Raw genomic sequence first — 26,182 nt, forward strand, 5'->3', positions numbered from 1 at the left:
TCGGCACCCGCCAGCGCGCGCCCGGAGGCTCGTTCATCTGTCCATAGACCAGCACCGTTCGGTCGAGCACCCCGGCCTCGGTCATGTCGAGCAGCATCTCGTGGCCTTCGCGCGAGCGCTCGCCGATGCCCGAGAACACCGAGATGCCGTCATAGCCTGCCACCATCGAGTGGATCAGTTCCATCACCAGTACCGTCTTGCCGACGCCCGCGCCGCCGAACATCGCCGCCTTGCCGCCTTGCGCCAGCGGAGTCAGCAGATCGACCACCTTGATGCCGGTGCGAAACGGCTCCGACGCCCCGCCGCGCGCCCGCAGCGGCGGCGGCGCGGCCCTTCTTCGGGCGGGCCGCACGCGGCCCGCAATCCCTCTCAGGTGGGGTGAAACTTGCCGCCGGGAGAGAGGGTGAAGATCTCGACCCCGTCCGAGGTCACGCCGACCGAATGCTCGAACTGTGCCGAGAGCGACTTGTCGCGGGTGATCGCGGTCCACTCGTCCTTGAGCACCTTGGTCTCGGGGCGACCGAGATTGACCATCGGTTCGATGGTGAAGAACATGCCTTCCTCAAGCTGCGGGCCGCTCCCGGCGCGGCCGTAATGCAGGACGTTGGGCGGCGCATGGAACACCCGGCCAAGGCCGTGGCCGCAGAAGTCCCGCACCACCGACATGCGATGGCCCTCAACGTAGCTCTGGATGGCGTGACCGATGTCGCCGAAGGTGTTGCCGGGCTTGACCTGCTCGATGCCGATCATCAGCGCATCGTGCGTGACCTGTATCAGCCGCTGGGCGTAGGGCTTGGGCTCGCCGGCCACGTACATGCGGCTGGTGTCGCCGTACCAGCCATCGACGATCACCGTCACGTCGATGTTCAGGATGTCCCCGTCGAGCAGGGTATCATCGTTGCGGGCATGGCTGTCGTTCTTCCACTTGGGGATCTTGCTGCCCGGAATGCCGTGGCAGACCACGTGGTTGACCGAGATGCAGCTGGCGTGCTGGTAGCCCCGGTAGCCGATCGTGGCCGATGTCGAGCCAGAGGCCTCGACCGCGGCGCGGATCACCTCTTCGAGCCCGCCAGTGGTCTGGCCCGGGCACACATGCGGCGCCACGTCGTCGAGGATCTTCGCGGCGACGGCGCCGGCGGCATGCATGCCGGCGAAATCTTCGGGGTCGTGAATGCGGATGCCGTCCCGGGTGAGGCGGCCGCCGGTGTCATGTCTCAAGGCTGCGCGCTCCGTGTGAATTCGAGTCCGTTACTTAAACCCTCGCGCACCGCTTTGCCAGAGGGGACGGCCGGAACCGCGCTCGCCTCTTGCGTGTTGCCCGTGCGGGCGTCAGGAACGATGTCATATTGCAGAAAAAATGCGCGAGGGACCATGGAACCGATCAATGACATCATGAATACCGAGATCTACAACGGCACCTCCCTGTCAGACGTGCTGACGCTGGATTTCCTCGCCGGGATCCTCGGCAACGTGGTCACCGGCCTGCTGATCCTGATCATCGGCTTCATCATCGCCGGCTGGGTGCGGCGCCGGGTGATCGCGATCTCGAAACGCAGCCCGCGGCTCGACGACACGCTCTTCGCCTTTCTCGGCCAGATCGCGCGCTATCTCGTGCTGATCTTCACCGGCCTGATCGTGATGAACAATCTCGGCATCCAGACCACCTCGATCATCGCCGCGCTCGGCGCTGCCGGTCTTGCCGTCGGCCTGGCGTTGCAGGGCACGCTGTCGAACGTCGCCGCCGGGGTGATGATCATCGTTTTCCGCCCCTTCAAGCTGGGCGATTTCATCGAGGTGGCCGGCGAGATGGGCACCGTCAAGGACATCACCCTCAACACCACCGAGCTGGCCTCGCTCAGCAACACGCAGGTGATCGTGCCCAATGCCTCGGTCTGGGGCAACGTGATCGAGAATTTCTCGGTTTACAGCACCCGTCGCGCCGAATGGACCTTCGGGGTCGGCTACGGCGCCAACCTCAAGACCGCTGAAGAGGTGATCCTGAGCACCATCATGGCCGACGAGCGCTCCAAGTCCGATCCCGAGCCGTTCATCCAGGTCAACGCGCTCGGCGACAGCTCGGTGGATTTCCTGGTCAGGGTCTGGGTCGATAGCGCCGATTTCTTCCAGTACCAAGCCGACATGACACGCAAGGTCAAGGAAGCGCTCGACCAGCATGGGGTCGATATTCCCTTCCCGACCCGCACGCTCGTGGTCGAGCGCGACGACAACGGCGCGATCGCCGCGGAGTAACGCCCGGCGCTCCTGCGGAGAGGACGGCGGGGGCGCTGCCCCCGTCGCGGCTGCGCCGCTTCTCCCCCGAGGTATTTTGCAGCCAGAGAAGAGCCGGGCGCGATCTGCTGGCGGCTGGCGTCAGGCCAGGGCGCGCTCGGCGGCGATGCCGAGGCGCAGAAGGCGGTCTTCCTGCACCGGCGGGGCCATCAGCGAAAGGCCACAGGAGGGGGTGCCGGTGGGCAAGGTGAGGGCGCAGCCGCCCATAACGTTGCCGACGCGGGTGTTGCGCAGCGCCAGAAGGTTGGCGGTGACATAATACTCGCCCTGCTCCATCAGCTTGTCGATGTTCGGCGGCAGGATCGGCGCGGTCGGGCAGAGCACCGCGTCGAAGCCGGCGGTGGCGCGGGCATAGGCGGCGCGGGCGGCCTCCATGCGGTCGAGCGCACGCAGATAGGCGGCGCCGGTGACCGGCTTGCCGCCCTCGAACCGCTCGCGGATGGGCGCGAACATCTTGTCGGGCGCCGCCTCGATGGCCTCGCCCCAGGCGGCCCAGGCCTCGGTGGTGTAGAGAATGCCCGCATCCTGCATCGGGATGGCGATCTCGGGCACGTCGAGATCGACGATCTCGGCGCCGGCGGCGGCAAGCGTCTCGAGGGCCGCCTCATGCGCGGCGGCCGGCTCGGGGCTCATGTCGTCGAGGACGATGGTCGTGAGCCGGGCGAAGCGCCGGCCCTCGAGCGAGGCGCCGCGCAGATCTGGGGCGTCACGGCCCTCGAGCGCGGCAAAGGTCAGTGCGGCATCCTCGACGGTCCGGCAGAGCGGACCGATGGTGTCGAACTTCACCGCCAGCGGCACCACGCCTTGCAGCGAGATCCGGCCCGAGGTGGTCTTGAGCCCCACCAGATCGTTCCAGCACGACGGGATACGCACCGACCCGCCGGTGTCCGAGCCGATGGCGGCGGCCGCCAGCCCAAAGGCCACCGACGCCGCGGCGCCAGAGGAGGACCCGCCGGCCACGGCCTCGGGATCGTTCACGCAAGGCGCGGTCGCGGTCATCGGGTTGAGGCCGAGGCCCGAGAAGGCCAGTTCCGACATGTGGGTCTTGCCGAGGCAGACCAGCCCCATCGCGGTCGCCACCTCGAGCACGGCCGCGTCGCGCCCGGGCACCCTGCCCTCGAGCAGCTTCGAGCCGGCCTCGGTGGCGATGCCCGCCGTGTCGAAGAGGTCCTTCCAGCTCACCGGCACCCCGTCGAGCGGCGAGCGGCGCTGCTTCAGTTCGGCGCGGTGGCGGGCGGCATGAGCCTCGGCCAGCGCCCGCTCGGGCGTCAGGCGGGCATAGATCCGGTCCTTCAGCGGGTGCGCGGCGATCTTGTCGAGAAAGGCCTGGGTGAGTGCCACCGGGTCGATCTCGCCCTTGCCGATGCCCTGCCCCAGCGCCGCTGCGCTCATGCCTGTCAGATCGCTCATCACCGTCCCTCGTTTTTTGCCGTTGCGGCATTGGTAGCGGCAGCGCAGCGCATGGACAATCCCGCGCGGGGCCGCATATTTGCGCTCATGGAACATGATTGCGACATCCTTATCGTGGGCGGCGGGCTGAACGGCCCCGCCCTGGCGCTGGCGGCGGCGAAGGCCGGGCTGAAGAGCATCGTCATCGACGCCCTGCCCGAGGCGGCGCGCACGCAGGAGGATTTCGACGGGCGCGGCTATGCCTTGGCGCTGTCCTCGGTGCGGATGCTCGACAATCTCGGGCTTTGGGAGCGGCTGGAGCCCAACGCCCAGCCGATGCGCGAGATCAAGGTGACCGACGGGCGCGTGGGCGATGCGCAGGTCTTCCTCGGGCTGCATTTCGACAGCGCCGAGATCGAGGAAGGGCCGATGGGCCAGATGGTCGAGGATCGCTACCTGCGCCGCGCCCTGCTCGAGGCGATGGAGGCCAACCCGCTTGTCGAACAGCGCGCCGGCGAGACGGTGATCGCGCAGGAGACCGGCCCGGGCGGCATCAGCGTCACATTGGCCAGCGGCGAGACGCTGCGGGCGCGGCTGCTGGTGGGCGCCGACGGGCGGCGCAGCGGCACCGCCGCGCGGGCCGGCATCCGGCGCACCGGCTGGGGCTATGGACAGACCGCGCTGGTCTGCGCCATCGCGCATGAAAAGCCCCATCACGGCGTCGCGCACCAGTTCTTCATGCCGCCGGGGCCGCTCGCCATCCTGCCGCTTCCGGGCAACCGCAGCTCCATCGTCTGGAGCGAAACCGAGGCGCAGGCCCGCGCCATCAACGCCCTGCCTGACGATCAGTATCTCGAGGTCCTGCGCCCGCGCTTCGGCGACTTCCTCGGCGAGATCTCCCTCGCAGGAAAGCGCTTTGTCTACCCGCTGAACCTCACTCTGGCGAACAGCTTCATCGCCGAGCGGCTGGCGTTGGTGGGCGATGCGGCGCATGGCATGCACCCGATCGCCGGCCAGGGCCTGAACGCCGGGCTGCGCGATGTGGCGGCGCTGGCGCATGTGCTGAGACATGCGCAGCGGCGCGGTGAGGACATCGCCTCGCCACTGGTGCTGGCGCGCTACCAGCAATGGCGGCGCTTCGACACCGCCTCGCTGGCGGCGGCCACCGACCTGTTCAACCGGCTGTTCTCGAACGACAGCGCGCTGCTGCGCTTTGGCCGCGATCTCGGCATGGCGGCGATCAATGCGGTGCCCGGACTGCGCCGGGGCTTCATCCGCGAGGCCGCCGGCATCACCGGTGACCTGCCCGAGCTGATGCGCGACTGAGCGCATTCGCGCGCGCAGCGATGCACAGGCCCTGCGCCGAGGCGAACCCTTGGCGCCCTTGCGGCGCACGCGGCGGACTTCCTATCTCGTTGCCAAGGGCGGCAGAGGCCGCCACCCCTTTGGCGCAGCCTGCCACCCCAATTTGGTGCAGCCTGCCACCCCAACTTGGCGCAGCCTGCTGCGACGGATCAAGGAGCCGTAGCCATGAAGAATATCGGATTTCTGTCCTTCGGACACTGGTCCCCGACCCAGGGCAGCGAAGTGAAGACCGCAGCCGACGTGCTGACCCAGTCGATCGAGCTGGCCGTGGCCGCCGAAGAGCTGGGGCTCGACGGGGCCTATTTCCGGGTCCACCACTTCGCCCGGCAGTTGGCCTCGCCCTTCCCGCTTCTGGCCGCCGTCGGGGCGCGTACCTCGAAGATCGAGATCGGCACCGGCGTGATCGACATGCGCTACGAGAACCCGTTCTACATGGCCGAGGATGCCGGGGCGGCCGACCTGATCGCCGGCGGGCGGCTGCAGCTCGGCATCTCGCGCGGCTCGCCCGAGCAGGTGATCGACGGCTGGAAATACTTCGGCTACCGCCCCGCCGAGGGTGAAAGCCCGGCCGACATGGCGCGGCGCCACACGGAGGTTTTCCTCGACCTGCTCGAGGGCAAGGGCTTTGCCGAGCCGAACCCCCGGCCGATGTTCCCCAACCCGCCGGGCCTGCTGCGCCTCGAGCCGCATTCGGAAGGTCTGCGCGACCGGATCTGGTGGGGCGCCGGCTCGAACGCCACGGCGGAATGGGCCGCCAGGCTCGGCATGCACCTGCAGAGCTCGACCCTCAAGGATGACGAGACCGGAGAGCCGTTCCACGTCCAGCAGGCCGACCAGCTGCGCGCCTACAAGGCGGCGTGGAAAGAAGCCGGGCACGCGCACGCGCCACGCACCTCGGTGAGCCGGTCGATCTTTGCCATCACCAACGACACCGACCGGATGTATTTCGGACGCGGTGGCAAGGAGACCGACCAGGTGGGCTTCATCGAGCAGCAGCGCTCGATCTTCGGGCGCGGCTATGCGGACGAACCGGACAAGCTCATCGAGCAGCTGAAGGGCGACGAGGCGATTGCCGAGGCCGACACCCTGCTGCTCACGGTGCCGAACATGCTGGGCGTCGACTACAACGCCCACGTGATCGAGACCATCCTGACCGAGGTCGCCCCGGCGCTCGGCTGGCGCTGAGTCCGCGTCCATCCCTTCCTCCCGCGCCCCGAGACCCCTTGGGAGATCGCGGGAGGAAGATCCTTATGGCCCGGAACTGCGCCATCAGGGCCGGCGTCGAGCGCAGGGGCGTGCGGCGGGCGGCGACCGGGTCCGCGATTGCGGTGCACGGCCGTGCTGCACGCCGCGCCATCGCCAGCCCTCGCAAAAGGAAAGACCGGCCCGCCAAGCGGGCCGGCCTCCCCGACCTTTCGAGCGCGGTCGCTTACTTGATGCGCTGGCCGTTGGCGAGAACGTGGCCCTGTTCGTTGACCTCGATGGTCGAGTTCAACGTGTCGGGCTCGGATCCCGGAACCGCGAACATGCTCATCATCATCCGCGCGCCCATCGCGTCCTGATCGCTGACCAGACCCATCTGGATCAAGTTGTCGATCAGCCCGTTCGCCCCGCTCAGTTTCAGGCTCAGGGCGCCCTCGGGCCGCGGCATTCCGTCAAAGCTCTGCAGATCGGTGTTGTCGAAGGTGAAGTCCCCTTCACCGGTGATCTGTGCGCCCCCCGCCTCGATGGTGAGGTTGTTCAGCGTCAGCGCATTCAGCTCGCCCGGAGGAGTCTGCCCGTCCAGCGCCTCGATCTGTTCAGGATCGAGCAGGTCGACCGAGGGCGTCACCTTGCCGGCAAGATCGATCGCCACCGTCGCAGGGTCACGCGGCAGGATGCCCATCGGGTCGAAGATCGACCAGATCATGTCCGACGTGGTGAAGCCCGCAAGCGTCAGCTTGGCCGCCGCGTCGACCGGCTCTTCGGAGGCGCCGACCGGCATCATGAGACCAAGCCGCATCTCGTCCATCTGGGCCGTGATCGGGAATGGCATCTCCGGCGTGGTGAGGTCGACACTCATGCCAAGCGCCCTCAGGTCGTAGTCGAGCGCATCCTGCGACATCTTGAGCGCGAAGCTGCCGCCCCGGCTCGAGGTCTCGCCCGAGGTGGTCTGGCCATCCTCGGTCATCGTGAAGCGCGACTGCCCGGCGGTGTAGCGCGTGGTGGCGTCGACCGTCATGCCGGCGCGCAGAAGATCGTTCATGGTCTCGGAACTCACGGCCTCGGGCAGCTCGGTTGTGCTGTCCGAGCTTACCCCTTCCAGCGTGCCGGCCAGCATGCCCGCGCCGTCCCCCTCGGGATCGCTGCCGAGAATATTGTAGCTCACGGTGCCGAGCGAGAGCTGCTGGCTGATCGCCCGCATGCCCTCGGCAAGGGTAATGCGGGTTTCGCCATCCACCGGGCCCGCGCTGATCTGCGCCGCCGCGTTGTCGCTCGGGATGGTCTCGTCATCGACCACCAGCTCGCTCAGAACCACCGCCATCGAGGTGGCGCTGTAGACATAGGTCATGTCCTCGGGATCGCCCGCGATGATCATCTCCATGCCATCGAGCGTGTAGTCGAGGGTCAGGTCCACCGTCTCTTCGTCGGTGGGAGCGATGCTGATCCGCACCGGCAGCGTGGTCGGCAGATCAAGCGCCACGGTACCGTCGCCCTGATCGCGCAGCGCCATCTGCTCGAGCATGACGGTCATCTCGCCCTCGTCCTCGGGGAAGGACATGCGCACGGTCATGTCGGTCAGCGTCAGGGTGTCGCCCGAGCGGCTCTCTTCCGCCGTCACCGCGTAGCCGAAGCTGGCGAGATAGGCCTCGAGGTCGCCCCAGACCTGCTCGGGTGTCACATCGGCCCATGCCGGCGGGGCGGCGAGCAGCGCCGCGCTCGCGGCAGCGGCGGCAAGATTGGAGACACGCATGGATCAACCCTTTCGTTCGAGATCGTCTAATCAATGTAGCCTACTTCGGCACCGGCGTCCGTCCGGTCAAGAGGCTGGACCGGGGGTATTCCAGCCTTTACCAATGAGTGGAATCGAAAAACACGAGGCATCCCATGGATCTGACAGGGAAAACCGCCCTGATCACCGGCGCCAGCCGCGGCATCGGCGCGGCCGCCGCCCGCGCCTTTGCCGAGGCTGGCGCCAATGTCGCGCTGGTGGCGCGCAGCCGCGACGCCATCGCCGAACTGGCCGGCGAGATCGGCCCCAAGGCCGTTGCCATCCCCTGCGAAATCTCGCGCTACTGGGAGGTCGAGCAGGCGGTGGCAAATTGCCACAAGGCGTTCGGATCGCTCGACATCGTGGTAAATAATGCCGGCGTGATCGAGCCCATCGCCCCTCTGGCCGAGGCAGACCCCGAGAGCTGGGGCGCGCTGATCGACATCAATCTCAAGGGCGTGTTCCACGGCATGCGTGCGGCACTGCCGGGCATGCTCGCCTCGGGTGGCGGCACTATCCTGACCATCGGCTCGGGCGCGGCGCACAACCCGCTCGAGGGTTGGTCGGCCTATTGCACCTCCAAGGCTGGCGCTCTGATGATCACCCGCGCCACAGATGCGGAATACCGCGCCCGTGGTATCCGCGCGATCTCGCTCTCGCCGGGCACCGTGGCGACCGAGATGCAGCGCACCATCAAGGCCAGCGGCATCAACGCGGTGAGCCAGCTCGACTGGTCCGATCACATCCCGCCCGAATGGGTCGCCAAGACCCTTCTGTGGATGTGCGGCCCCGAGGCCGATGGCTACCTTGGCGACGAGATCTCGCTGCGCGACGAGGAGATCCGCAAGAAGGTCGGCGTGGCATGATCTCGCTCGAGAAGGATGGCGGCTACTGGATCGCGGTGATCGACCGCCCCGACAAGGCGAACTCGCTCACCCCCGAGATGCTCGAACGGCTCTGCGAGATCGCCGAGGCCGCCCGCGAGGCGCAGGTGCTGGTGCTGACCGGCGTGGGCAAGGTGTTCTCGGCCGGCGCCGATCTCGAGGCGGCGCGCGCAGGGCTCGCCACCTCGCCGCTCTGGGAGCGGCTCTCGGGCGCCATCGCGCGGCTGCCGGGGCTGACCATCTGTGCGCTCAACGGCACGCTGGCCGGCGGTGCCATGGGCATGGCGCTGGCCTGCGACCTGCGCATCGCCGTGGAGGGCGCCAAGTTCTTCTACCCGGTGATGAAACTCGGCTTCCTGCCGCAGCCTTCCGACCCCGCGCGTCTCACCGCGCTGGTGGGGCCGTCGCGGGCCAAGATGATCCTGATGGCCGGGCAGAAGATCCCCGCCGACGAGGCGCTGCAATGGGGGCTGATCGACCGCATCGTCGCGCCCGATGCGCTGATGACGGAAGCGCGCGCGCTGGCTGCGGACTCGCTTGGACAGACGCCCGAGCACTCCCGCGCCATCAAGGCGCTGATCCGCTAGGCGGGCCGGGGCGATGTGCGGGCGCTACGCCATCACGCTGGCCAAGGAGGCGATGGCGCAGATCTTCGAAGCGGTGCCCGGCAACGATCTGCCGGAGGTGCCGAATTTCAACGTCTGCCCGACCAACGCCGTGCACACGGTGCGCAGCAGCGACGGAACCCGCAGCCTCTCGGCGATGCGCTGGGGCTTCATTCCGCACTGGTACAAGACCCCCGGTGACGGGCCGCTGCTGATCAACGCCCGGGCCGAGACCATCGCCGAGAAGCCCGCCTTCCGCGCCGCCTGCCGCGAGCGTCGCTGCCTGATCCCGGCGAGCGGGTTCTACGAATGGACCAAGGGCGAGGATGACACCCGTCTGCCATGGTACATTCAGCCCGCCGAAGGCGATATGCTCGCCTTTGCCGGCATCTGGCAGGACTGGGAGCGCGACGGCGAGATGCTGCGCACCTGCGCCATCGTCACCACCGCAGCCGCGGGCGAGATGACACAGATCCATCACCGGGTGCCGGTGATCCTCGCCGCCCCGGACTGGGCGCTCTGGCTGGGTGAGGGTGGGCGCGGCGCGGCCACGCTGATGCAGCCCGCCCCCGAGGGCAAGCTGCGCTTTCACCGGGTCGACCGGGAGGTGAACTCGAACCGCGCCAGCGGCCCGCAACTCATTCAGCCGATCTGAGACCGGCGGTCGGGTGCAGGATTGGCGGCGATCTCAGTTCTGCGCGACGTCGGATTGCGTCGGCGCGTAGGCGATGACACCGGCAGCGATGCTGCCCTCGTTCACGGTATCGCCAAAGGTCTGGGTCATGCCCTCGGTCACCTCTAAGGTGTAGCTCTCGCCGGGCTGAAGCACGCCGGTATCCCAGCTGCCATCCGAGGCAGTGGCCGACATCGCCACGATCGAGCTGTTCTCGAACAGCACGGTGTCACCGATCACCGGATAGACCTGGCTGGGAAAATAGCCCTGCCCCATCAGCAGGACGGAGTGCTCCTCCGCCGACAGCGGCGCCGCGAAAAGGCCCAGCGTCAGGGCCAGAAAACCGGATTTGCGCAGCATGATACCACTCCTTCAAACAGCACAATTCGGCCCCCACCGCTTGGCTTGCGGCAGACCTATGCGAAGATTTGGGCAACAGTTTGGCGATTCAGGCCAAGGCACCGGAATTCCAGCCATTCCGGCGCGGCAGGGTGTCAGCCCTCGGGCATCGCAAGCAGCGCCGTGGCGATCATGTCCGCCCCCGAAGGGCCGAGCGCCAGCGGCGTGTCATGCAGCACCGCGAGCCGGGTGAGGGCCCGCAGGTCGGCCTCGCCGCCATGCGGCACGGTGGGATCGGCAAAGAAGATCACCGCGTCGAGCTCGCCGGTGGCGATCATCGCGCCGAGCTGCTGGTCGCCCCCGCGCGAGCCGCGCTGCAACCGGCGCAGGCTGAGCTGTGGCGCGGCCTCGGCAATCATCTGGCCGGTGCCGCCGGTGCAGACCAGCCGGTGCCCCTCGAGCGCGGCAGCGTGGCGCGACACCCAGGCCCGCAGATGCGCCTTGCGGGTGTCATGCGCCGCGAGCGCGATGCGGCGGGGCGCGGTCGAGCGCATCCGTGCCCGGGTGGTGAAGCCGAGGATGGCGCGCACCTGCGCCGCAAAGCCCGGCCCCTCTGCCGGAAAGGCGCCGGCCAGCGCCGCGGTGCCCACGGTGAATCCCGCCGCGCCCGCTTCGGCCGCGGCGGTGATGCGTGCTTCGCTGTCGATGCTGCCGGCCATGATCACCGGCTTGCCGATGGCGCTGCACACCGCCCGCATCAGCTCGGGCACATCTCCGGCGAAGCGGTAGGCCAGCAGGTCGAGCCCGTGCACATGCTCGAGATCCGCCAGCCGCTTCGCCGAGTCGACAATGGCATCGACCGGGCCCTCGAGCACACTGGGATGACCGGTGATGCTGCCGCAGAACGGGTAGTAGCGCAGCGGATGGTCGCGGGTCACGGTGGTCACTGCCTTTGGCCGGGTGCCACCAAGCAGGCAGTCGACATCGAGATCGACGGCGGCGCGGGCCGAGGCCAGTTCGCTCTCCTCGTCGAGGCTCACCACCTCGAGATAGGAGCGCCCGCCGGCGGCGCGGATCGCCTCGGCCAGCCCCTTCAGCTCCGTGAAGGGCAGGCCCACGTCCTTGAAGCCGATATGGCGCACGCCGCCCTCGAGCGCCTCGTCGATCCGCGCCCGCGCGTCGGGGATCGTGCGGTCGTTCTCGGTGAGCATCAGGATGAAGTCGAACGCCATGAGAGGGCTCCGTCAAATGGGCAGGATTGTCGGTGACGGTAGGGCGCGCGGCCGCGAGGACCAAGCGCCTTTCGCCCGCCGCCGCCCCGGGCGGGATCAGAGCGCCGCGACCACCACGATCTCGACCCGGTGGCCGGCCGCCAGCCCGGTCTCGACGCAGGCGCGCTGCGGCCAGTGCTGCGGGTCGTCGCCGATCCAGTCGCACCAGGCGCGGTCCATCTCGTCCTTGGTGGCGATGTCGGTGACATAGATCGTGGCATTGAGGATGCGGGTCTTGTCGGTGCCCATCTCGGCCAGAATCTCGTCGATCCGCGCCAGCGTGCTGGCGGTCTGGTCATGCACGTCGTCGGTCTCGACCTGTGTGGTCGCCACCGCCCAGCCCATGCCGTTGAAGGCGGTGCCGGAGTTGCGGCCCTTGTAGGGGCCGCGCACGCGGGTGATCTCGCTCATCTCTTGTCCTCTCTCAGCGTCCGATCGCATAGGCCTGCATCAGCCGCGGCGTCGCCGCCGCCTGCATCAATCCGTCCTCGTGGCGCAGCGCGGCGGTGAGCCGCCCGACGCTGTTGGCCTCGGCCACCACCACATCATGACCCCGCGCCTTCAGCGCCTCGACGACCACCGGCCCGATGGTGGCCTCGATCATCATCGTCCCCGGCTTGGCCTCGCGCGGGTAAAACGACGCCTGGAAATGCTGCGAGTGGAACAGCGGCGCGTCAATGCCCTGCTGCAGGTCGAAACCGTGATGCACGAAGCGCAGGAACCAGACCAGTTGCCACTGGTCCTGCTGGTCGCCGCCGGGCGTGCCGAAGGAAAGGACCTCGCCATTCGGCCCGTAGGCAATGGAAGGCGTCAGCGTGGTGCGCGGCCGCGCGCCCGGTGTCAGCGAGGAGGGCAGACCCGCGTCGAGCCAGAACATCTGCGCCCGGCTGTTGAGCGGGAAGCCCAGCCCCGGCACAACCGGGCTCGACTGCAGCCAGCCGCCCGAGGGCGTGGCCGAAACCATGTTGCCCCAGCGATCGACGATATCGAGATGCACCGTGTCGCCCCTGGTGTCGGTCAGGTGCGCCATGGTCGGCTCGCCGGTGGCCGGATCCTCCATCACGTCCATGCGCCGCGCGGCGCGGGCGATGGCGGCGTCGGCCAGCGCCTCGTGCCCCGGGATGCGCCCCGGGCGCTGCTCCTGCGAAGCGTCTTGCGAGATCAGTGCCGCCCGCTCGCGGCCGTAGCGGTCTGAGAGCAGGGTCTCGAGCGGGATATCGTAGTGATCGGGATCGCCGTAATAGGCCTCCCGGTCGGCCCAGGCGAGCTTGATCGCCTCGATCACGGTGTGGGCAAACTCCTCACCCAGCGGGTCCATCGCCGAGAGGTCGAAGTTCTTCAGGATCTGCAACGCCTGCAACAGCACGGGCCCCTGTCCCCACGGGCCCGTCTTGCAGATCGTCCAGCCGTGGTACTCGACACTGGCCGGGGCCTCGTAGGAGGCCTCCCAGCCGGCCAGATCCGCGCGGTTGAGCAGCGCGCCGTGGCGCTCACCGGTCACGTCCATCACCTTTGCATCGCCGAGGTAATCGGCAATCGCGTCGGCCACGAAACCGTCGCGCCACGCGGCGCGGGCGGCGTCGATCCGGGCCTCTCGGGTGTCGCCTTCGGCGGCCTCGACCAGCCGTCGGTAGGTCGCGGCGAGGTCGGGGTTGCGAAACAGCGACAGCGGCTCGGGTGCGGTGCCGTCCGGGCACCAGACCGCGTGCGAGCTGGGCCATTGCGCCGTGAAGAAGCGCTCGAGCCCGGCGATGGCCCCGGCCACCGAGGCCAGCATCGGATGCCCGTCGGAGAGGTAGCCGATGGCCGGCTCAAGCACCTCCGAGAGCTCCATGCTGCCGTGATCGCGCAGCAGCAGCAGCCAGCCGTCGAAGGCGCCGGGCACCACGGTGGCGAGCAGCCCCGAGCCGGGGATCAGCCCCTCAATGCCCTGCGCCTTCATAGCCTCGATGGTGGCGGCGGCTGGGGCCACGCCCTGCGCGCACAGCACGCCGGGCTTGCCGTCGCGCGCCGAGTGGAACAGCACCGGCAGATCGCCCGCCGGACCGTTGAGATGCGGCTCGACCACCTGCAGGACGAAGCCCGTGGCCACCGCCGCGTCGAACGCGTTGCCGCCTTTCTCGAGGATCGCCATGCCGACCGCAGAGGCAATCCAGTGGGTCGAGGTCACCATGCCGAAGGTGCCGCGGATCTCGGGGCGTGTCGTGAAGCCTGCCATGTCAGTCCTCCTCAGGCGGTCAGAAGGTCGCGCGGGCAGCTGGCGAAGCACTGCGCCCCGCCCTCGGTCACCGCGAAGGTCTCGCTCACCACGAGGCCGTATTTCTCGAGCCACAGCGCCGGAATGCAGTGGAAGGTCATGTTCTCCTCCATCACCGTGGTGTCGCCGGCGCGCAGCGAGCAGGTCAGCTCGCCCCATGTGGGCGGGAAGCCGATACCCACCGGATAGCCGATGCGGCTGTCCTTCTCTATGCCGTGGCGGCGGATCACCGCCTCCCATGCATGGGCCATTTCCTGGCACTCGACGCCCGGTTTCACCACGTCGAGCGCCGCCTCGAGCCCCTCGCGGATCACCTTGGTGGTCTCCACCAGCTCGGCGGGCGGGTCGCCCACGTAGACACAGCGCGACAGCGGCGCGTGGTAGCGATGCCGGATGCCGCCCATTTCGATGTAGAAGACCTCGCCTTCCTCGAGCGGCGCATCGGTCCAGCTCAGATGCGGGGCCGAGGCGATCTCGCCCACCATGGCGTTGGGCGGCTTGCAGGGGAAGGTGCCGCCGAACTCGGGCGTGCCCGAGGTGGTGACGCGGTAGAGCTCGGCCATCACGTCGCATTGCCGCACGCCGGGCTTGCAGAGCTGGCGGGCGCTGTCCATCGCCAGCGTGGCGATCTGGCCGGCCTGCGACATGTACTCGAGCTCGCGCAGGGATTTCACCATGCGCACGCGGTTGACCACCAGGAAGCCATCGTCGAACTCGCCCTGCCCGAGGCCCTGCACCAGGATCCGGTTCCACTTGGCAGTGTAGTAGTAGTCGTCCTGCTCAGCGGCGATGCGGCCCTTGTGCCAGCCCTTTTCCTTCAGCAGCTCGACGAGGTAGTCCATCGGGTGCAGCTCATCGCTGCCAACGTATTTGTCCGGGTAGGGAATGACGTTCTCTTCGCGCAGGTAAGCGGTGAACTTGGCCCCCACCGCGTCCATCTTGCGGCCGAACCAGAACGGCTCCTCGGCATCGACCGAGACCACCACCATCTGCGGCGTGTAGAACGACCAGCCGTCATAGCCCGTGAGGTAGAACTGGTTCGCCGGGTTCGAGACCAGCAGCACGTCGATCCCCCGGATCCGCATGGCGGCCTGGGTCCGGGCCACGCGGGCGCGGTATTCGTCATGGTCGAAAAGCAGGTTCATCGGCGTCTCCGGCTGTCGGTGTGCGCGGCCAGACAACCGCGCAAGCGCCACGATGTCGACCGATTTTTCGTTTTTGTACACATGAGCCCGACCTGAGGCCCCGGCATGGCGCGCGGATCAGCGCAGCTCGATCGAGACCCGCCCCGCCTGCCCGGTGGCGTCGATCACCGACAGCGTGGTGAAGCCCACCCCCTGCAGCGGCACAAGGAACTCCGGCCCGCGTTGCTGCGTGGCCAGCACCGCACCATCGGCCAGCAGCGTGAAGGGCGGTACGCCACCGCGCAGCTTCACCGGCACGCCGCGCGCATCCGCCGACAGCCGCGCGCCCTCGGGCGGGAAGGTCACCCGCAGGGAGGGCGCCTCCGTGTCACTGCCGCCGAAGCGGTGCAGCGGCACCGGCAGCTTGGCGTTGCTGACAAGCAGCGTGTCGGGCGGTGGCGCAGGCAGCGGCACCGGCTCGGCCCGGGCGCGCCCCAGCGCCTCGAACAGCAGCGGCGCTGCCAGCTCGCCGCCGAAGGCGCCGGGCATCGGCGTGCCATCGGGCCGTCCGATCCAGACGCCCGCCACGTAGCGCCCGTCATAGCCCAGCGCCCAGGCATCGCGGTGGCCGTAGGAGGTGCCGGTCTTGTAGGCCACCCGCCCCGGCGGTCCGGCCTGCGGCGGCGGTGCCAGCCCCGCCAGCACATGCCCCACCTGCCACGCCGCGCGCGGGCTCATCAGCCGCCGCGCGACCCGCGACTCCTCGCCCCGCCTCCAGCGCAGCCCGCGGGCCTCGCCACCCTCGGCAAGCGCCGCGTAGAGCGTCACCATGTCCCAGAGCGACAATCCAACTCCGCCAAGGCTCAGCGCCAGCCCCGGCTGCCCGCCGGGCAGCTGAGGCGAGAGGCCGGCGGTCTCGAGCGCCGCCATGACATGCGCCGGGCCCATGGCGTCGGTCAGCCGCACAACGGGGATGTTGAGCGACAGCTGCAGCGCCCGCGCCACCCGCAGCTCGCCGCGGAACTGGCCGTCGAAATTCTGCGGCGCGTAGGTGCCGAACTGCACCGGCGTGTCCGAGATCAGCGTCTCGGGATGCGCCAGCCCACGGTCGAAGGCCAGCCCGTAGACCAGCGGCTTCAGCGTCGAGCCCGGCGAGCGCAGCGCCCGTGTCATGTCGACAAAGCCCTGCCCGCGCGTGGCGGCGTAGGACGGCGAGCCGACGCTGGCCAGCACCTCGCCACTCTGGTGGTCGGCCACGATCATCGCCAGCGACAACCGGCTGTCGCGCCCCTGCATGTAGGTGGTGGCGAGCCGCTCGAGGCTCTGCTGCAGGTCGCGATCAAGGGTCAGACGGTGCCGCCCCGTCCCCTTGGCCAGCGCTCGGTCGGCGAGATGCGGCGCGATCTGCGGGAACGGGTGCTGGCGGTCCGGTGCGGGCTCGCGCCGCGCCGCAAGGGCGGTCTCGGCATCGATCACCCCGGCGCGTTCCATGCGCGTCAGAACCCGGTCGCGGGCAGCGCGCGCGGCCTCGGGGTGGCGATCCGGGCGGCGCGTCTCGGGGGATTGTGGCAGCGCCACCAGCAGCGCCGCCTCGGCGGGGGTGAGCCGCGCCGGCTCCTTGCCGAACCACGCCAGCGTCGCGGCGCGCAGCCCCTCGAGGTTGCCGCCATAGGGCGCGAGCCGCAGGTAGAGCTGCACGATCTCGGTCTTGTCCAGCCGCCGCTCGAGCGCCAGCGCCAGCCGCAACTGCCTCAGCTTGCCCGCCCACGCGCCGGTGCCGCCATCCTCGAGCAGTCGCGCCACCTGCATGGTCAGCGTCGAGGCGCCCGAGACGATGTGCCCGGCCCGCACCCCCTGCCCCGCAGCCCGCAGGGCGGCCACCGGATCGACGCCGGGGTGGCTGTAGAACCGCCGGTCCTCGTAGGCGATCAGCATCTCGAAGAACAGTGGATCAACCCGGTCGGGCGTCACCTCCATGCGCCAGAGCCCGTCCTCCACCGTGTAGGCCCGCAAGAGCCGGCCCTCGCGGTCGCGGACCTCGGGCGCGGTGGCGTGGTCCAGCACCGGCATATCGGTGCGCGCGATCCAGTCGTCGGCGGCATCGCGCCCCAGCGCCACCGCCCAAAGCAGGACGACAAGGGCGAGAAGCCTAGGCATCGGCCTCCCAGAGGCCCGGATAGGTCGCCACGAAGCCGGACGGGTCGATCACCAGCTGGGTGCTGAAGTCGCTCTGTTCGGCGTGGTAGGAGACCAGCGTGCCGCGCTCGCGGGTGTAGCTCTGATCCAGCGGCGAGACCTGCGGACCCGGCAGCCGCAGCCACGCGGCGCGGGTGGTCAACCGGCCGACATCGGGCAGGCGGCGCAGCGGCATCAGGTTGGTCGCGGGGGTGAAGGCGAAATCCACGTCCTCGCAGCCCTCGAGCTGCGGCTGTGCCTCGCCGTTGAGTGTCCATGCGCCGTCCTCGCGGGTCAGCTTGAGCGCCACTTCCTCGCCGGCATGGGTGCCGGTGACATCCGCCGAGCAGGTCTGCCAGTCACCGTTGATCCGCACCACGTAATCGAGCGCCGCCCAGCCCGCGCCATCGCGGAAGCGCGCGTGGCCCACCAGCATGTAGCCGCCATCGTGATGCGCCAGTCGGCACTTGTCTTCGCCATCGCGGTCGAGCGCGCGCCAGCGGGTGGTTGCAATAGTCTCGGTCATCGGATCTCCAGTCTGCCGGACGCGGTGGTCGCCCGGTATTCGGGGCGGTACATGTCCTCGACGAGGGCCGCCGGGTGGTGGAACGTGCCGGGCGACACCGCCCGCACGACATAGGCCAGCCGGATCGGCGCGCTGCCCGACTGGTTGACCGCCGCGAGGAAACGGTCGGCGCGGAACTCGGCATGTTCGGTTTCGCTGGGGTCCAGCCAGTCGAGCCCGCGGATATCTCCGGCGCGCAGCAGGTTCGGGTTGTCGATCTCGAGCCCCGCCGGCAGCGCGTCGTTGACCATCAGCCGCGCGCCGCCGTCCTCCGCAGGGCGTACGGTGAGCACGGCGACCATTCGGTCGCCCTGTTCCACCGGACCGCTGACCGGCGCCCCCTCGAGGGTGAAGTACTCGCGGCTGATCGTGTAGCCGTAGCCCTGCGCCTCGGTGTCGCCCTCGGGCACGCCAAGCGCGGTGACGGTGATCGGGGTCGGGCCGCTGCCGGTGTTGGTGATCTCGGTCGGGTCGAGGGCGTCGCCGGGAATGCGCCGCAGGAACGGGCCTGAGGCCGGCATGCCGTCCACCGCGATGCCCGAGGCACCGGGATCGGCCACCAGCGCATGGGCCGCCATCAGCGACCACGCCTGCTCCTGCGTCGAAAGCGGGCGGTCGGCCCCCGTCACGCGCGAGACCAGCGCCTCGCGATCCACGGCCCCCGAGCCTGCATCGGCGGCCAGCGTCAGCACCGCCGCCGCATCGCGCAGGGGCGAGCCGTAATCGGCGCGCCAGACCTGACCTTCCCCGGCATGTCCCGCCAGCCGCGCCGCCGCCTTGGCGAACATCCGGTCGGCGCGGGCCTGTTCGCCATAGCTGGCGAGCGCAGCACCAAGCTGCGCCTGCGCCAGCGGCGTGGCGAAGGCATCGGCGCGCTGGTCGGCGTAGTAGCGCAGCTCACCGATCGCGGCGCGGCCCTCGCGGGCCAGCACCATCAGCGCATAGGCGATGTCCTCACCGCCCTCCTCGAAATCCGGCGCATAGGCGACGCGGTTGGCGAGGTTGTCGAGCGCGGCGGTCAGGGCGGTCTCGGGCACCTCCTGCCCGGCGGCGCGGGCGCGGGTCAGGAAATCGCTGACATAGGCGTCGAGCCAGAAATCGCCCGAGCCCGCGCGCCAGAGCCCGAAGGCGCCGTTGGCTCCTTGTCGGGTCAGCACCTGCGTGATGCCTCTTGCGATGCGCGCGTCGATCTGCGCCTTGTTGCCCAGCCCCAACGGCTCGGTCAGCGACGAGAGCGCGAGCAGCGGCAGGGTCTGCGAGGTCACCTGCTCGGTGCAGCCATAGGGATAGCGCTCGAGCGAGGCGAGCAGCCCCGGCACATCGAACCGCGCCAGCGGCCCGGCCGAGACCATGACCTCGGCACTCTCGGACCGCAGCCCCTCCAGAGCCGCGCGATCCAACGTGAAGGTCTGGCCGGGATCGAGGGTGAAGCGGCGGGTTGTGCCCACCTGCGGGTCGTTCGAGCGCACCCCGATAGTCAGCGTCTTGGTGAGGCGCTTGCCGTCCGGCGTGGTGAGCGCCAGAGCGATCTCATGATCGCCTGTCAGATCGGCGCGCAGCGGCAGGCTCAGGCGCTGCGTTTCCCCCTCGGCCAGCGTCACTTCGGCAGGCGCATTGCCCAGCGAGACACCGCGCGCGGTGATCTCGAGCGACATCTGCCCGGTCGGGCCGGTGGCGTGGGTCAGCTCGAGCAGCAGCCGGGTCTCGTCTCCGGGGGCGAGGAAGCGCGGCAGCGAGGCGTTGATCACCACCGGGTCGCGCACCAGCACATCCGTTTCGGCCTGCCCCACTGCACTCTCGGTCCAGGCCACCGTCATCAGCCGCACCGTGCCGTTGAAATCCGGCATGTCGAAGCTGAGTTCGACGCGGCCATCCGCCCCTACGGTCACCGGACCCGAGAAGAACGCCACCAGCTCTTCGGTCGGCGGCGGCGATTGCAGGCGCATGGACGCCCCAGCATCGCCACCCGAGCGGATCGCGCCCATGGCGCCGCTCATGCCGTCGATCAGGCGGCCATAGAGATCGCGGATCTCCACCCCCAGCCGACGCTGCCCGAAGTAATGCCCCGACGGGTCGGGGCTGTCGAAGCCGGTGAGGTTGAGAATGCCCAGATCCACCGCCGCGACGGTGACATGGGCGGTCTCGCCCGCGGCCACGCCGTCAAGCTGAACAGCGGCGGTCAGCGGCGCGCGCGGGGCGCTCTGCTCGGGGGCGTCGAAGCTCACCGAGAGCTGCCGGTCGCCCGGCGCGATGGCGGCATGGGCAAGGCCGAGGCTGCGCGCCGGGCTCTGCCCCGCCGCGACATCCATCGGGCGCAGCAGTTGTGCGGTAACATAGGCGCCCGCGCCCCACTCTTCGGTCACCGGCAGGTCGATCACGCTCTCGCCCTCGGGCAGGTCCATCGCCTGCATCGAGATCACCCGGTCCGAGAGCACCGTCACCAGCGCCTCGCCCGCGTGGCGCGGCACCACGCGCAGCCGCGCGGTGTCGCCCGGGGCATAGCTCTCGCGGTCGAGCGACAGCTCGAGCATGTCCGGCGTGGCGACCGCGCCCACCGGCGCGTACCAGCCCGCTTCGAAGCCAACCGACGAGGCGACGTACTCGCCGCCCGTCCGCTCGACCACAAGCTCGTAGGCGCCCCAGTCAAGACCCGCGCTCACCCGAAGCGGCTCGCCCGCCAGCGTCGCCGACCCGCTGGCAACGGTGCTGCGCGTGGTCACCGGCTCCCAGTTCCAGTTGCCGTAGAGCTCGTACCACTGGTAGCGCGTCTCGACCCGGTTCACCCGCCATTCCACCTCCATCGGTACCGGCGCAAGATCCGGCCCGACCGCCTGCAGCAGGAAGCTGGCCTCCGTGCCCTCCGGCAGGGTGCCGTCGAACTCCGGACGAATGCCGATCATCGGCCCCGAGGGCGCAACCGGGCGGCTCAGCGAGCGCTCCACCGGGCGGCCCGAGCCTTCCGAAACCCGCAGCGTCACCCGCGCCTCCTGCGGCTGGCCCTCCGCCCCCTCGGGCAAGGGCAGCGCCAGCTGCGCGCGTCCGTCGCCGTCGCTGCGCAGATCCGGTGGGAAGGACTGCGTCTGCGGGTTGGCTTCGGCGTCATGGCGACCGAAGCGGTAGCCCGGCAGCGCCTCCAGCGTGGTCTGCGGGATCAGCGTCAGCTCACCTTCAATCGGCAGATCCGCCCCCGGCGCGCCGAAGAGATAGCGTGCCTCGAGCGTGAGCAGCGGTGGCGCGTCGCGCGCGATCGGCCCCTCGGGCAGGGACAGGTCGACGTCGATGCGCTCGGGCACGAAATCCTCGATCAGCACCATCTGCGACACCAGCGCCGGCGCCTCGGGGTCAGCGAAAAGCGCCAGCCGCCACGTACCGCGCGGCACCGAGGGGGCGAGCGGCAGGCTGAAGACATGGCCCCCCGCCACGCCCTCGCTCGAGACGATACGGGCATGCTCCACCCCGTCGGGCCGGGTCAGCACGGCGGTCAGCGGCACGCTCGCGACCGCCTGCACCTTTGCGTCGCGCAGCAGCGCAGTGGCGTGGATGGTCTCGCCCGCTCGGTAGGCGCCACGGTCGGTGGCAAGGAAGGCGTCGAGCGGCCCGGCGGGCGCACGCCCCTCGACGCCGCGATCCGAGAGATCGAAGGCCGGATCGGTGAGCGACAGGAAGGCGATGTCCTCCTCGCCCCGCGTGGCGGTCAGCAGCGCCGGGGCGGCCCCGCCGGTGCCTCGCGCCAGCCCGGCGGCAAAGCGCACCACGCCGTCAGCGTCGGTCGTGGCCACCCCAAGCGCACGGTTGGCCCGCGACAGCAGTGTCACCTCGAGCCCTTCGAGTGGCGCGGCATCCGAGAGCCCCCGCGCGACCACCGTGAGCCCGTCGGTCCCGGCCAGCGTCGTCAGGCCGATATCGGAGAGCACGAACCACTGCGTCGCGCCGGCCTCGTCATAGGGATCGGCCCCGGGCACCCGCGCGGTCAGCGCGTAGATGCCCGCTCGCAGATCGCCCACCACCTCGCCCATCGGCAGCCGCGTGGTCACCTCCGCGTTGAGCCGGTTCTCGACCTCGCCTTTGCCGGTCCAGACCTCTTCGGCCAGTTCCCCGGCAAAGCGCTCCTCGGCCCATGTCGAAAGCGGGCGGCCAAAATAGTCGTCCTGCATGGCGCGGATCAGGTTGCGGTCCGAGACCCGGCGCAGGGTCAGATCGACGTTGCCGAGATTCACCGTCTCGATCGGCAGCCCGGCATCGGCGCTCTTGGGCAGCACGTAGGCCCGGCCCGGGAAGCCAAGCGAGGGCGCGCGGTCGCGCACATAGGCGGTGATCGGCACGTCGCGGACCAGCGCGTCGCCCTGCGCCGAGGGCAGGCCCGCTCGGAAGGTCAGGTCATAGCGCTCGCCATGCTGAATGCCCGTGACGCAGATGCGCCTGTCGTCCGACACCACGGCGAGTTTCGGGTCCGGCAGCCCCACGAAGGGCGCGTAATCCTGCCCGGCACGGATCAGCTCTTCGGAGAACTCGGCGCAGATCCGCGGCGCGGCGCTATCGGCCTCGACCACGTGCTCGGTAATACGGAAGCCGTATTGCGCGATCGCCCGGTCTAGCGCGTCTGCGATCTCGTCGCGCGGCGCCAGCCGCTCGGCGAGCCGCAGCGCCGGCACCATCAGCCGGCCCTGCCCTGTCGCCTCGAGCCCCTCGGCCATCTGCATCAGCGCGGTGGCGCGCTGCGCCTCGGGCCCGGCGCGCAGGTAGGCGTTGATCGACGCCAACAGCGCCCGGCGCGCGTGGCTCCTTGTCTCGCCGCCGTTGCTGCTGGCCGTGGCATAGGCCCGCGACAGCCGCGCGTAATCGAGCCACAGCGCCGCCGCGTCGGTCTGCGCCAGCGCCGCGCCGGTCCAGCTCAGCGCATCACGCAGGTTGCCCTGCGCCTCGGCGCGGCGGGCGGCATCGCCCAGCGCCTCGACGCTCCACTGCCCGCCGGAATGACGCACGCCGATGGCCTCTGCCTCCTCGCGCGCGGCGGCAAGGTCGCCGCCGTCAAGGAAACCGAGATCGCGCCCCCGCGCCTGCGCCCGCGCCTGCGCCTCGGCGCCGGCGGCAATCACCTCTGCCGAGACCGCGCCGTCATAGGGTTTGCGCTCGGTCACGCCGGTCTTGGGGAAACAGGCGTTGGAGCGGGTGTTGAAGGTGAAGGCCACACAGGCTGGATCGCCGAGGCAGAGCCTCTGGCAGGCCTCGAGCGAGGTGTCGAACAGCGCCTGAAGGTCGCCGCCGAAGAAGTCCATGTCACGACTCACGATCAGGCGGCGTTCGGGCATCATCGTCCCGGCCTCCTGCGCGGGGGACGACGTGGCGGCACAGGCCGCCGCGACGAGAGCGAGCATCAGCCGGCGCATGCTGCAATCTCCTCCTGAAAGCTGAGGCATGGTGAACCCGGGCGGCCAGAATGGCAATGATTTCCGCCGTCTTCCTTAAGGCGATCTTCACCAAAACCGCGCCACTCTCCCCCCGATTTCAGGAGGCGGCCCAAGCATGAGTCTCTCGGCAAGACTGGCGGAGGAACGCCGCGCGAGGCTCGCGGCAGAGCGCCTGCTCGAACTCAAGCAGGCCGAGCTTTTTGCCGCCAACCGCAAGCTCGGCAAGCACGCCCGCGCCCTGAGCGACGAGATCCATGAAACCCGCGCCGAGATCACCGAGGTGCGCTCCGAGAACCGGCTGGTGAAATCGCAGCTCGGCCTCGCGCATGAGAAGATCGAACTGGTCGAGGGACAGCTCTGGAAGGCGCTTCAAACCATGCGCGACGGCTTCGCCATGTACAATTCCGACGCGCTGCTCGAGCTGGCCAACCCCGCCTTCCTTGCCCCGTTCGAGGATATCGACTCGGTCGGCCCCGGCGCGAGCTACCGCCACGTGCTCGAGATGCTGGTCGAGGAGGGCATCGTCGATCTGCAGGGCGAGCGTCGCCGGCACTGGCTCAGCCGGATGCAGGAGCGCTGGGAGATGAGCCCGATCCCGCCCGAGACCATCCGCCTCTGGACCGGGCAGTTCATCAAGATCCAGGATCGGCGCATGCCGGATGGTGGCGTGGTCTCGCTTTGCGTCGACATCACCGAGCTGATGCGCATGTGGTCGGCCATCGAAGAGCTGCCGGACGGCTTCGTAATCTACGATGCCGAAGACCGCCTGCTGATGTGCAATGCCCCTTACCGCAACCTCTACAGCGACAGCGCCCCCGCCATCATCCCCGGCGCCAGCTTCGAGGACATCCTGCGCTATGGTCTGTCGCAAGGCCAGTATGCCGAGGCGCTGGGGCGCGAGGAAGACTGGCTCGAAGAGCGCCTGTCGGCACATCGCAGGGCCGAGCAGGAGATGGAGCAGCAGCTGCGCGATGGCCGCTGGCTGCGGATCTACGAACGCGCGCTCTCCGATGGCGGCCGCGTGGGGCTGCGCATCGACATCACCGAGGCCAAGCGCATCCAGCAGGAGCTGGTCGAGGCCAAGCGCCGCGCCGAAGAGGCGAGCCACGCAAAGTCCGCCTTCCTCGCCAATATGAGCCACGAGATTCGCACCCCGATGAACGGCGTTGTCGGCATGGCCGAGCTGCTGCGCGAATCCGCCCTCAGCGACGAGCAGGCGCTTTATGTCGACACCATCCGCAACTCGGGCGAGGCGCTTCTGGTGATCATCAACGACATCCTCGACTATTCAAAGATCGAGGCCGAGCGCCTGCAACTCAAGCCAGAGCCCTTCGATCTGGAACGCACGGTGCACGAGGTGCTCTTGATGCTGCAGCCCACGGCGCGGGAGAAAGGCCTCGAGCTGCTGGTCGATTACGACATGTTCCTGCCCACCCGCTTCGTGGGCGATCCGGGCCGGGTGAGGCAGATCTTCACCAACCTCGTGGGCAACGCGGTCAAGTTCACCAACGAGGGCCACGTGCTGATCCGCATCACCGGGCGCTGCGTCGAGGAAGGAGAGGCCGCGGTGCATGCCACGGTCGAGGATACCGGCATCGGCATCCCGCCCGACAAGATCGAGCACATCTTCGGCGAGTTCAATCAGGTCGAGGATGATCGAAACCGCCAGTTCGAGGGCACCGGGCTGGGCCTTGCAATCACCAAGCGGCTGACAGACCTGATGGGCGGCGAGATCTGGGTCGAGTCCGAGGCCGGGCGAGGCTCGTGCTTCGGGCTGCGGATGGTGCTGCCGGTCGACGAGCCGGCCCAGATCGAGACAGCCGCCCTCCCCGACAGCCTGCGCGAGGTGCTCGTGGTCGATGATCACGTGCTGAACCGCGCCATCCTGACCCAGCAGATGGAGACGGTGGGCCTCTCGGTCGCCTTCTGCAAGACCGCCGAAGACGCGCTCGACCGGATGGACGAACCGCCCGACCTGATCATCGCCGAGCAGGATCTGCCGGACATGAGCGGGCTCGAACTGGCGCAGCAACTCGCGCGCGTGCAGCCGGGGCTTCCGGTGATGCTGCTTTCGCGCGAGCCACAGGCCCTGACCGAGCAGGCGCAGCGTTGCGGCGTGCGCGCAGTGCTGCCCAAGCCCGCCCCGCGCCGGGCGCTGTTCGCGGCGCTCGAGGCGATGTGTGCCGACCCGCCTGCCGCCGAGCCGAAGCCACCCGCCCAGACCGACGCGCTGCCGACCTTCCGCAGCCGGCGCGGGGGGGCCACGGCGGCGTCCGCAGCCGCCCCGGCCCGGCCCCTCGACGTGATCCTCGCCGAAGACAACCGCACCAACCAGATGGTGTTTCGCAAGATGGCGGAAGGGCTCGGGCTACCGCTCGAGCTGCGCCTTGCCGGCAACGGCATCGAGGCCGTCGAAGCTTACCGCAAGCGCCGCCCGGACCTGATCTTCATGGACATCTCGATGCCGCGCATGGACGGCAAGCAGGCCACGCAGGAAATCCGCGCCCTCGAGCCGCCGGGCGCGCATCTGCCGATCATCGCGGTCACCGCCCATGCCATGACCGGCGATCGCGACGGCATCCTCGAGGCCGGGCTCGACGATTACCTCACCAAGCCGCTGCGCAAGCAGGAACTGGCGCGGCTGATCGAAACCTGGGCCGGGCGCGCGGCTCAGCCGCCGTAGGGGCGCACGAAGACTGGCTGATCGGGCTGCGACAGCTCTTCGGAGAAAGCGTAGCCGCCGGTGTCGAAATCGCGCAGGCTGTCGGGATCGGTGAGCCGGTGCTGCACGATGTAGCGCGCCATCGCGCCACGCGCCTTCTTGGCGTAGAAGCTGACGATCTTCGGCTGGCCGCCCTTGTCTTCCA

General features: G+C 69.3%; 19 protein-coding genes and 1 pseudogene. 7 read left to right on the top strand and 13 right to left on the bottom strand.

Going from position 1 to position 26,182, the window contains the following annotated elements; genetic code table 11:
• Together R2601_RS04310 and map are read right to left on the bottom strand one after the other, a co-directional pair.
• Positions 1–352, bottom strand: a pseudogene (locus tag R2601_RS04310) (F0F1 ATP synthase subunit beta); the annotation flags it as partial.
• Between the two features lie 17 nt (positions 353–369).
• The gene (gene map, locus R2601_RS04315; protein WP_007794109.1) at positions 370–1,218 is read right to left on the bottom strand and encodes a type I methionyl aminopeptidase; all 849 of its coding nucleotides are present in this window, start codon (positions 1,216–1,218) and stop codon (positions 370–372) included.
• 153 nt (positions 1,219–1,371) lie between these two features.
• Between map and R2601_RS04320 the strand changes: the two genes are divergently transcribed.
• Positions 1,372–2,250, top strand: a complete 879-nt coding sequence (locus tag R2601_RS04320; RefSeq protein ID WP_007794110.1) for a mechanosensitive ion channel family protein — start codon at positions 1,372–1,374, stop codon at positions 2,248–2,250.
• Between the two features lie 120 nt (positions 2,251–2,370).
• Here the strand turns inward: R2601_RS04320 and R2601_RS04325 are convergent, their stop codons facing one another.
• Positions 2,371–3,699, bottom strand: coding sequence for an amidase (locus R2601_RS04325; protein WP_007794115.1), 1,329 nt, complete (start codon positions 3,697–3,699; stop codon positions 2,371–2,373).
• Between the two features lie 51 nt (positions 3,700–3,750).
• Between R2601_RS04325 and R2601_RS04330 the strand changes: the two genes are divergently transcribed.
• Together R2601_RS04330 and R2601_RS04335 are read left to right on the top strand one after the other, a co-directional pair.
• Positions 3,751–5,004: an FAD-dependent monooxygenase gene (locus tag R2601_RS04330; protein ID WP_007794117.1), complete on the top strand. Its 1,254-nt coding sequence runs from the start codon at positions 3,751–3,753 to the stop codon at positions 5,002–5,004.
• Between the two features lie 204 nt (positions 5,005–5,208).
• Complete coding sequence (locus R2601_RS04335) at positions 5,209–6,228, top strand: LLM class flavin-dependent oxidoreductase (protein WP_007794119.1); 1,020 nt, start codon at positions 5,209–5,211, stop codon at positions 6,226–6,228.
• A 244-nt stretch (positions 6,229–6,472) separates the two neighbouring features.
• Here R2601_RS04335 and R2601_RS04340 read toward each other — a convergent pair whose 3' ends face one another.
• Positions 6,473–7,996, bottom strand: coding sequence for a DUF2125 domain-containing protein (locus tag R2601_RS04340; protein ID WP_007794121.1), 1,524 nt, complete (start codon positions 7,994–7,996; stop codon positions 6,473–6,475).
• 134 nt (positions 7,997–8,130) lie between these two features.
• On the opposite strand from R2601_RS04340, the gene R2601_RS04345 reads away from it, so the two are divergent.
• The 3 genes from R2601_RS04345 to R2601_RS04355 are packed head-to-tail and all read left to right on the top strand — an operon-like array spanning position 8,131 to position 10,158.
• Complete coding sequence (locus tag R2601_RS04345) at positions 8,131–8,880, top strand: SDR family oxidoreductase (RefSeq protein ID WP_007794125.1); 750 nt, start codon at positions 8,131–8,133, stop codon at positions 8,878–8,880.
• A complete protein-coding gene (locus R2601_RS04350) occupies positions 8,877–9,485 on the top strand; it encodes an enoyl-CoA hydratase/isomerase family protein (protein ID WP_007794128.1) in 609 nt (202 codons plus the stop codon). The genes R2601_RS04345 and R2601_RS04350 overlap by 4 nt, the downstream gene beginning before the upstream one ends.
• A 13-nt stretch (positions 9,486–9,498) precedes the next feature.
• Entirely contained in the window at positions 9,499–10,158 is a 660-nt protein-coding gene (locus R2601_RS04355; RefSeq protein WP_007794132.1) for an SOS response-associated peptidase, read from the top strand.
• 33 nt (positions 10,159–10,191) lie between these two features.
• Here the strand turns inward: R2601_RS04355 and R2601_RS04360 are convergent, their stop codons facing one another.
• From R2601_RS04360 to R2601_RS04395, 8 genes are all read right to left on the bottom strand, one after another.
• Positions 10,192–10,536 carry a cupredoxin domain-containing protein gene (locus R2601_RS04360; RefSeq protein ID WP_007794135.1) on the bottom strand — a complete coding sequence of 115 codons (345 nt, stop codon included), beginning with the start codon at positions 10,534–10,536 and terminating at the stop codon, positions 10,192–10,194.
• A gap of 134 nt (positions 10,537–10,670) precedes the next feature.
• Positions 10,671–11,747, bottom strand: coding sequence for a methylglyoxal synthase (locus R2601_RS04365; RefSeq protein ID WP_007794138.1), 1,077 nt, complete (start codon positions 11,745–11,747; stop codon positions 10,671–10,673).
• Between the two features lie 96 nt (positions 11,748–11,843).
• Positions 11,844–12,197, bottom strand: coding sequence for a RidA family protein (locus R2601_RS04370; RefSeq protein ID WP_007794141.1), 354 nt, complete (start codon positions 12,195–12,197; stop codon positions 11,844–11,846).
• Positions 12,198–12,210: 13 nt separating this feature from the next.
• Positions 12,211–14,004 (bottom strand): gamma-glutamyltransferase family protein, encoded by a 1,794-nt coding sequence (locus R2601_RS04375; protein WP_007794143.1) that lies wholly within the window; start codon positions 14,002–14,004, stop codon positions 12,211–12,213.
• Between the two features lie 11 nt (positions 14,005–14,015).
• Positions 14,016–15,188 (bottom strand): M24 family metallopeptidase, encoded by a 1,173-nt coding sequence (locus R2601_RS04380; protein ID WP_040544351.1) that lies wholly within the window; start codon positions 15,186–15,188, stop codon positions 14,016–14,018.
• 117 nt (positions 15,189–15,305) lie between these two features.
• Positions 15,306–17,324: a penicillin-binding protein 1C gene (gene pbpC / locus R2601_RS04385; protein WP_007794147.1), complete on the bottom strand. Its 2,019-nt coding sequence runs from the start codon at positions 17,322–17,324 to the stop codon at positions 15,306–15,308.
• Positions 17,317–17,868, bottom strand: a complete 552-nt coding sequence (locus R2601_RS04390; RefSeq protein WP_007794150.1) for a putative glycolipid-binding domain-containing protein — start codon at positions 17,866–17,868, stop codon at positions 17,317–17,319. The genes pbpC and R2601_RS04390 overlap by 8 nt, the downstream gene beginning before the upstream one ends.
• Complete coding sequence (locus R2601_RS04395; protein ID WP_007794152.1) at positions 17,865–23,294, bottom strand: alpha-2-macroglobulin family protein; 5,430 nt, start codon at positions 23,292–23,294, stop codon at positions 17,865–17,867. Before R2601_RS04395 ends, R2601_RS04390 begins: the two co-directional genes overlap by 4 nt.
• A 136-nt stretch (positions 23,295–23,430) precedes the next feature.
• Here R2601_RS04395 and R2601_RS04400 point away from each other — a divergent pair, with 136 nt between their 5' ends.
• Positions 23,431–25,998: a hybrid sensor histidine kinase/response regulator gene (locus R2601_RS04400; protein WP_007794154.1), complete on the top strand. Its 2,568-nt coding sequence runs from the start codon at positions 23,431–23,433 to the stop codon at positions 25,996–25,998.
• Here the strand turns inward: R2601_RS04400 and yaaA are convergent.
• Positions 25,986–26,182 (bottom strand): peroxide stress protein YaaA (gene yaaA / locus R2601_RS26430; RefSeq protein ID WP_007794156.1); only part of this gene is annotated, 197 nt, incomplete at its 5' end. The two genes, R2601_RS04400 and yaaA, sit on opposite strands and share 13 nt — an antisense overlap.

This window comes from Salipiger bermudensis HTCC2601, from assembly GCF_000153725.1.
GTDB classification, from domain to species: domain Bacteria; phylum Pseudomonadota; class Alphaproteobacteria; order Rhodobacterales; family Rhodobacteraceae; genus Salipiger; species Salipiger bermudensis.

Excerpts from the sequence above, each read along its gene's own strand:
- R2601_RS04340 (WP_007794121.1), bottom strand. The coding sequence starts at position 7,996 with ATGCGTGTCTCCAATCTTGCCGCCGCTGCCGCGAGCGCGGCGCTGCTC.
- R2601_RS04345 (WP_007794125.1), top strand. The coding sequence starts at position 8,131 with ATGGATCTGACAGGGAAAACCGCCCTGATCACCGGCGCCAGCCGCGGC.
- R2601_RS04365 (WP_007794138.1), bottom strand. The coding sequence starts at position 11,747 with ATGGCGTTCGACTTCATCCTGATGCTCACCGAGAACGACCGCACGATC.
- R2601_RS04355 (WP_007794132.1), top strand. The coding sequence starts at position 9,499 with ATGTGCGGGCGCTACGCCATCACGCTGGCCAAGGAGGCGATGGCGCAG.
- R2601_RS04395 (WP_007794152.1), bottom strand. The coding sequence starts at position 23,294 with ATGCGCCGGCTGATGCTCGCTCTCGTCGCGGCGGCCTGTGCCGCCACG.
- R2601_RS04380 (WP_040544351.1), bottom strand. The coding sequence starts at position 15,188 with ATGAACCTGCTTTTCGACCATGACGAATACCGCGCCCGCGTGGCCCGG.
- R2601_RS04400 (WP_007794154.1), top strand. The coding sequence starts at position 23,431 with ATGAGTCTCTCGGCAAGACTGGCGGAGGAACGCCGCGCGAGGCTCGCG.
- R2601_RS04390 (WP_007794150.1), bottom strand. The coding sequence starts at position 17,868 with ATGACCGAGACTATTGCAACCACCCGCTGGCGCGCGCTCGACCGCGAT.
- R2601_RS04375 (WP_007794143.1), bottom strand. The coding sequence starts at position 14,004 with ATGGCAGGCTTCACGACACGCCCCGAGATCCGCGGCACCTTCGGCATG.
- R2601_RS04330 (WP_007794117.1), top strand. The coding sequence starts at position 3,751 with ATGGACAATCCCGCGCGGGGCCGCATATTTGCGCTCATGGAACATGAT.
- R2601_RS04370 (WP_007794141.1), bottom strand. The coding sequence starts at position 12,197 with ATGAGCGAGATCACCCGCGTGCGCGGCCCCTACAAGGGCCGCAACTCC.
- R2601_RS04335 (WP_007794119.1), top strand. The coding sequence starts at position 5,209 with ATGAAGAATATCGGATTTCTGTCCTTCGGACACTGGTCCCCGACCCAG.
- R2601_RS04325 (WP_007794115.1), bottom strand. The coding sequence starts at position 3,699 with ATGAGCGATCTGACAGGCATGAGCGCAGCGGCGCTGGGGCAGGGCATC.
- R2601_RS04350 (WP_007794128.1), top strand. The coding sequence starts at position 8,877 with ATGATCTCGCTCGAGAAGGATGGCGGCTACTGGATCGCGGTGATCGAC.
- pbpC (WP_007794147.1), bottom strand. The coding sequence starts at position 17,324 with ATGCCTAGGCTTCTCGCCCTTGTCGTCCTGCTTTGGGCGGTGGCGCTG.
- R2601_RS04360 (WP_007794135.1), bottom strand. The coding sequence starts at position 10,536 with ATGCTGCGCAAATCCGGTTTTCTGGCCCTGACGCTGGGCCTTTTCGCG.
- R2601_RS04320 (WP_007794110.1), top strand. The coding sequence starts at position 1,372 with ATGGAACCGATCAATGACATCATGAATACCGAGATCTACAACGGCACC.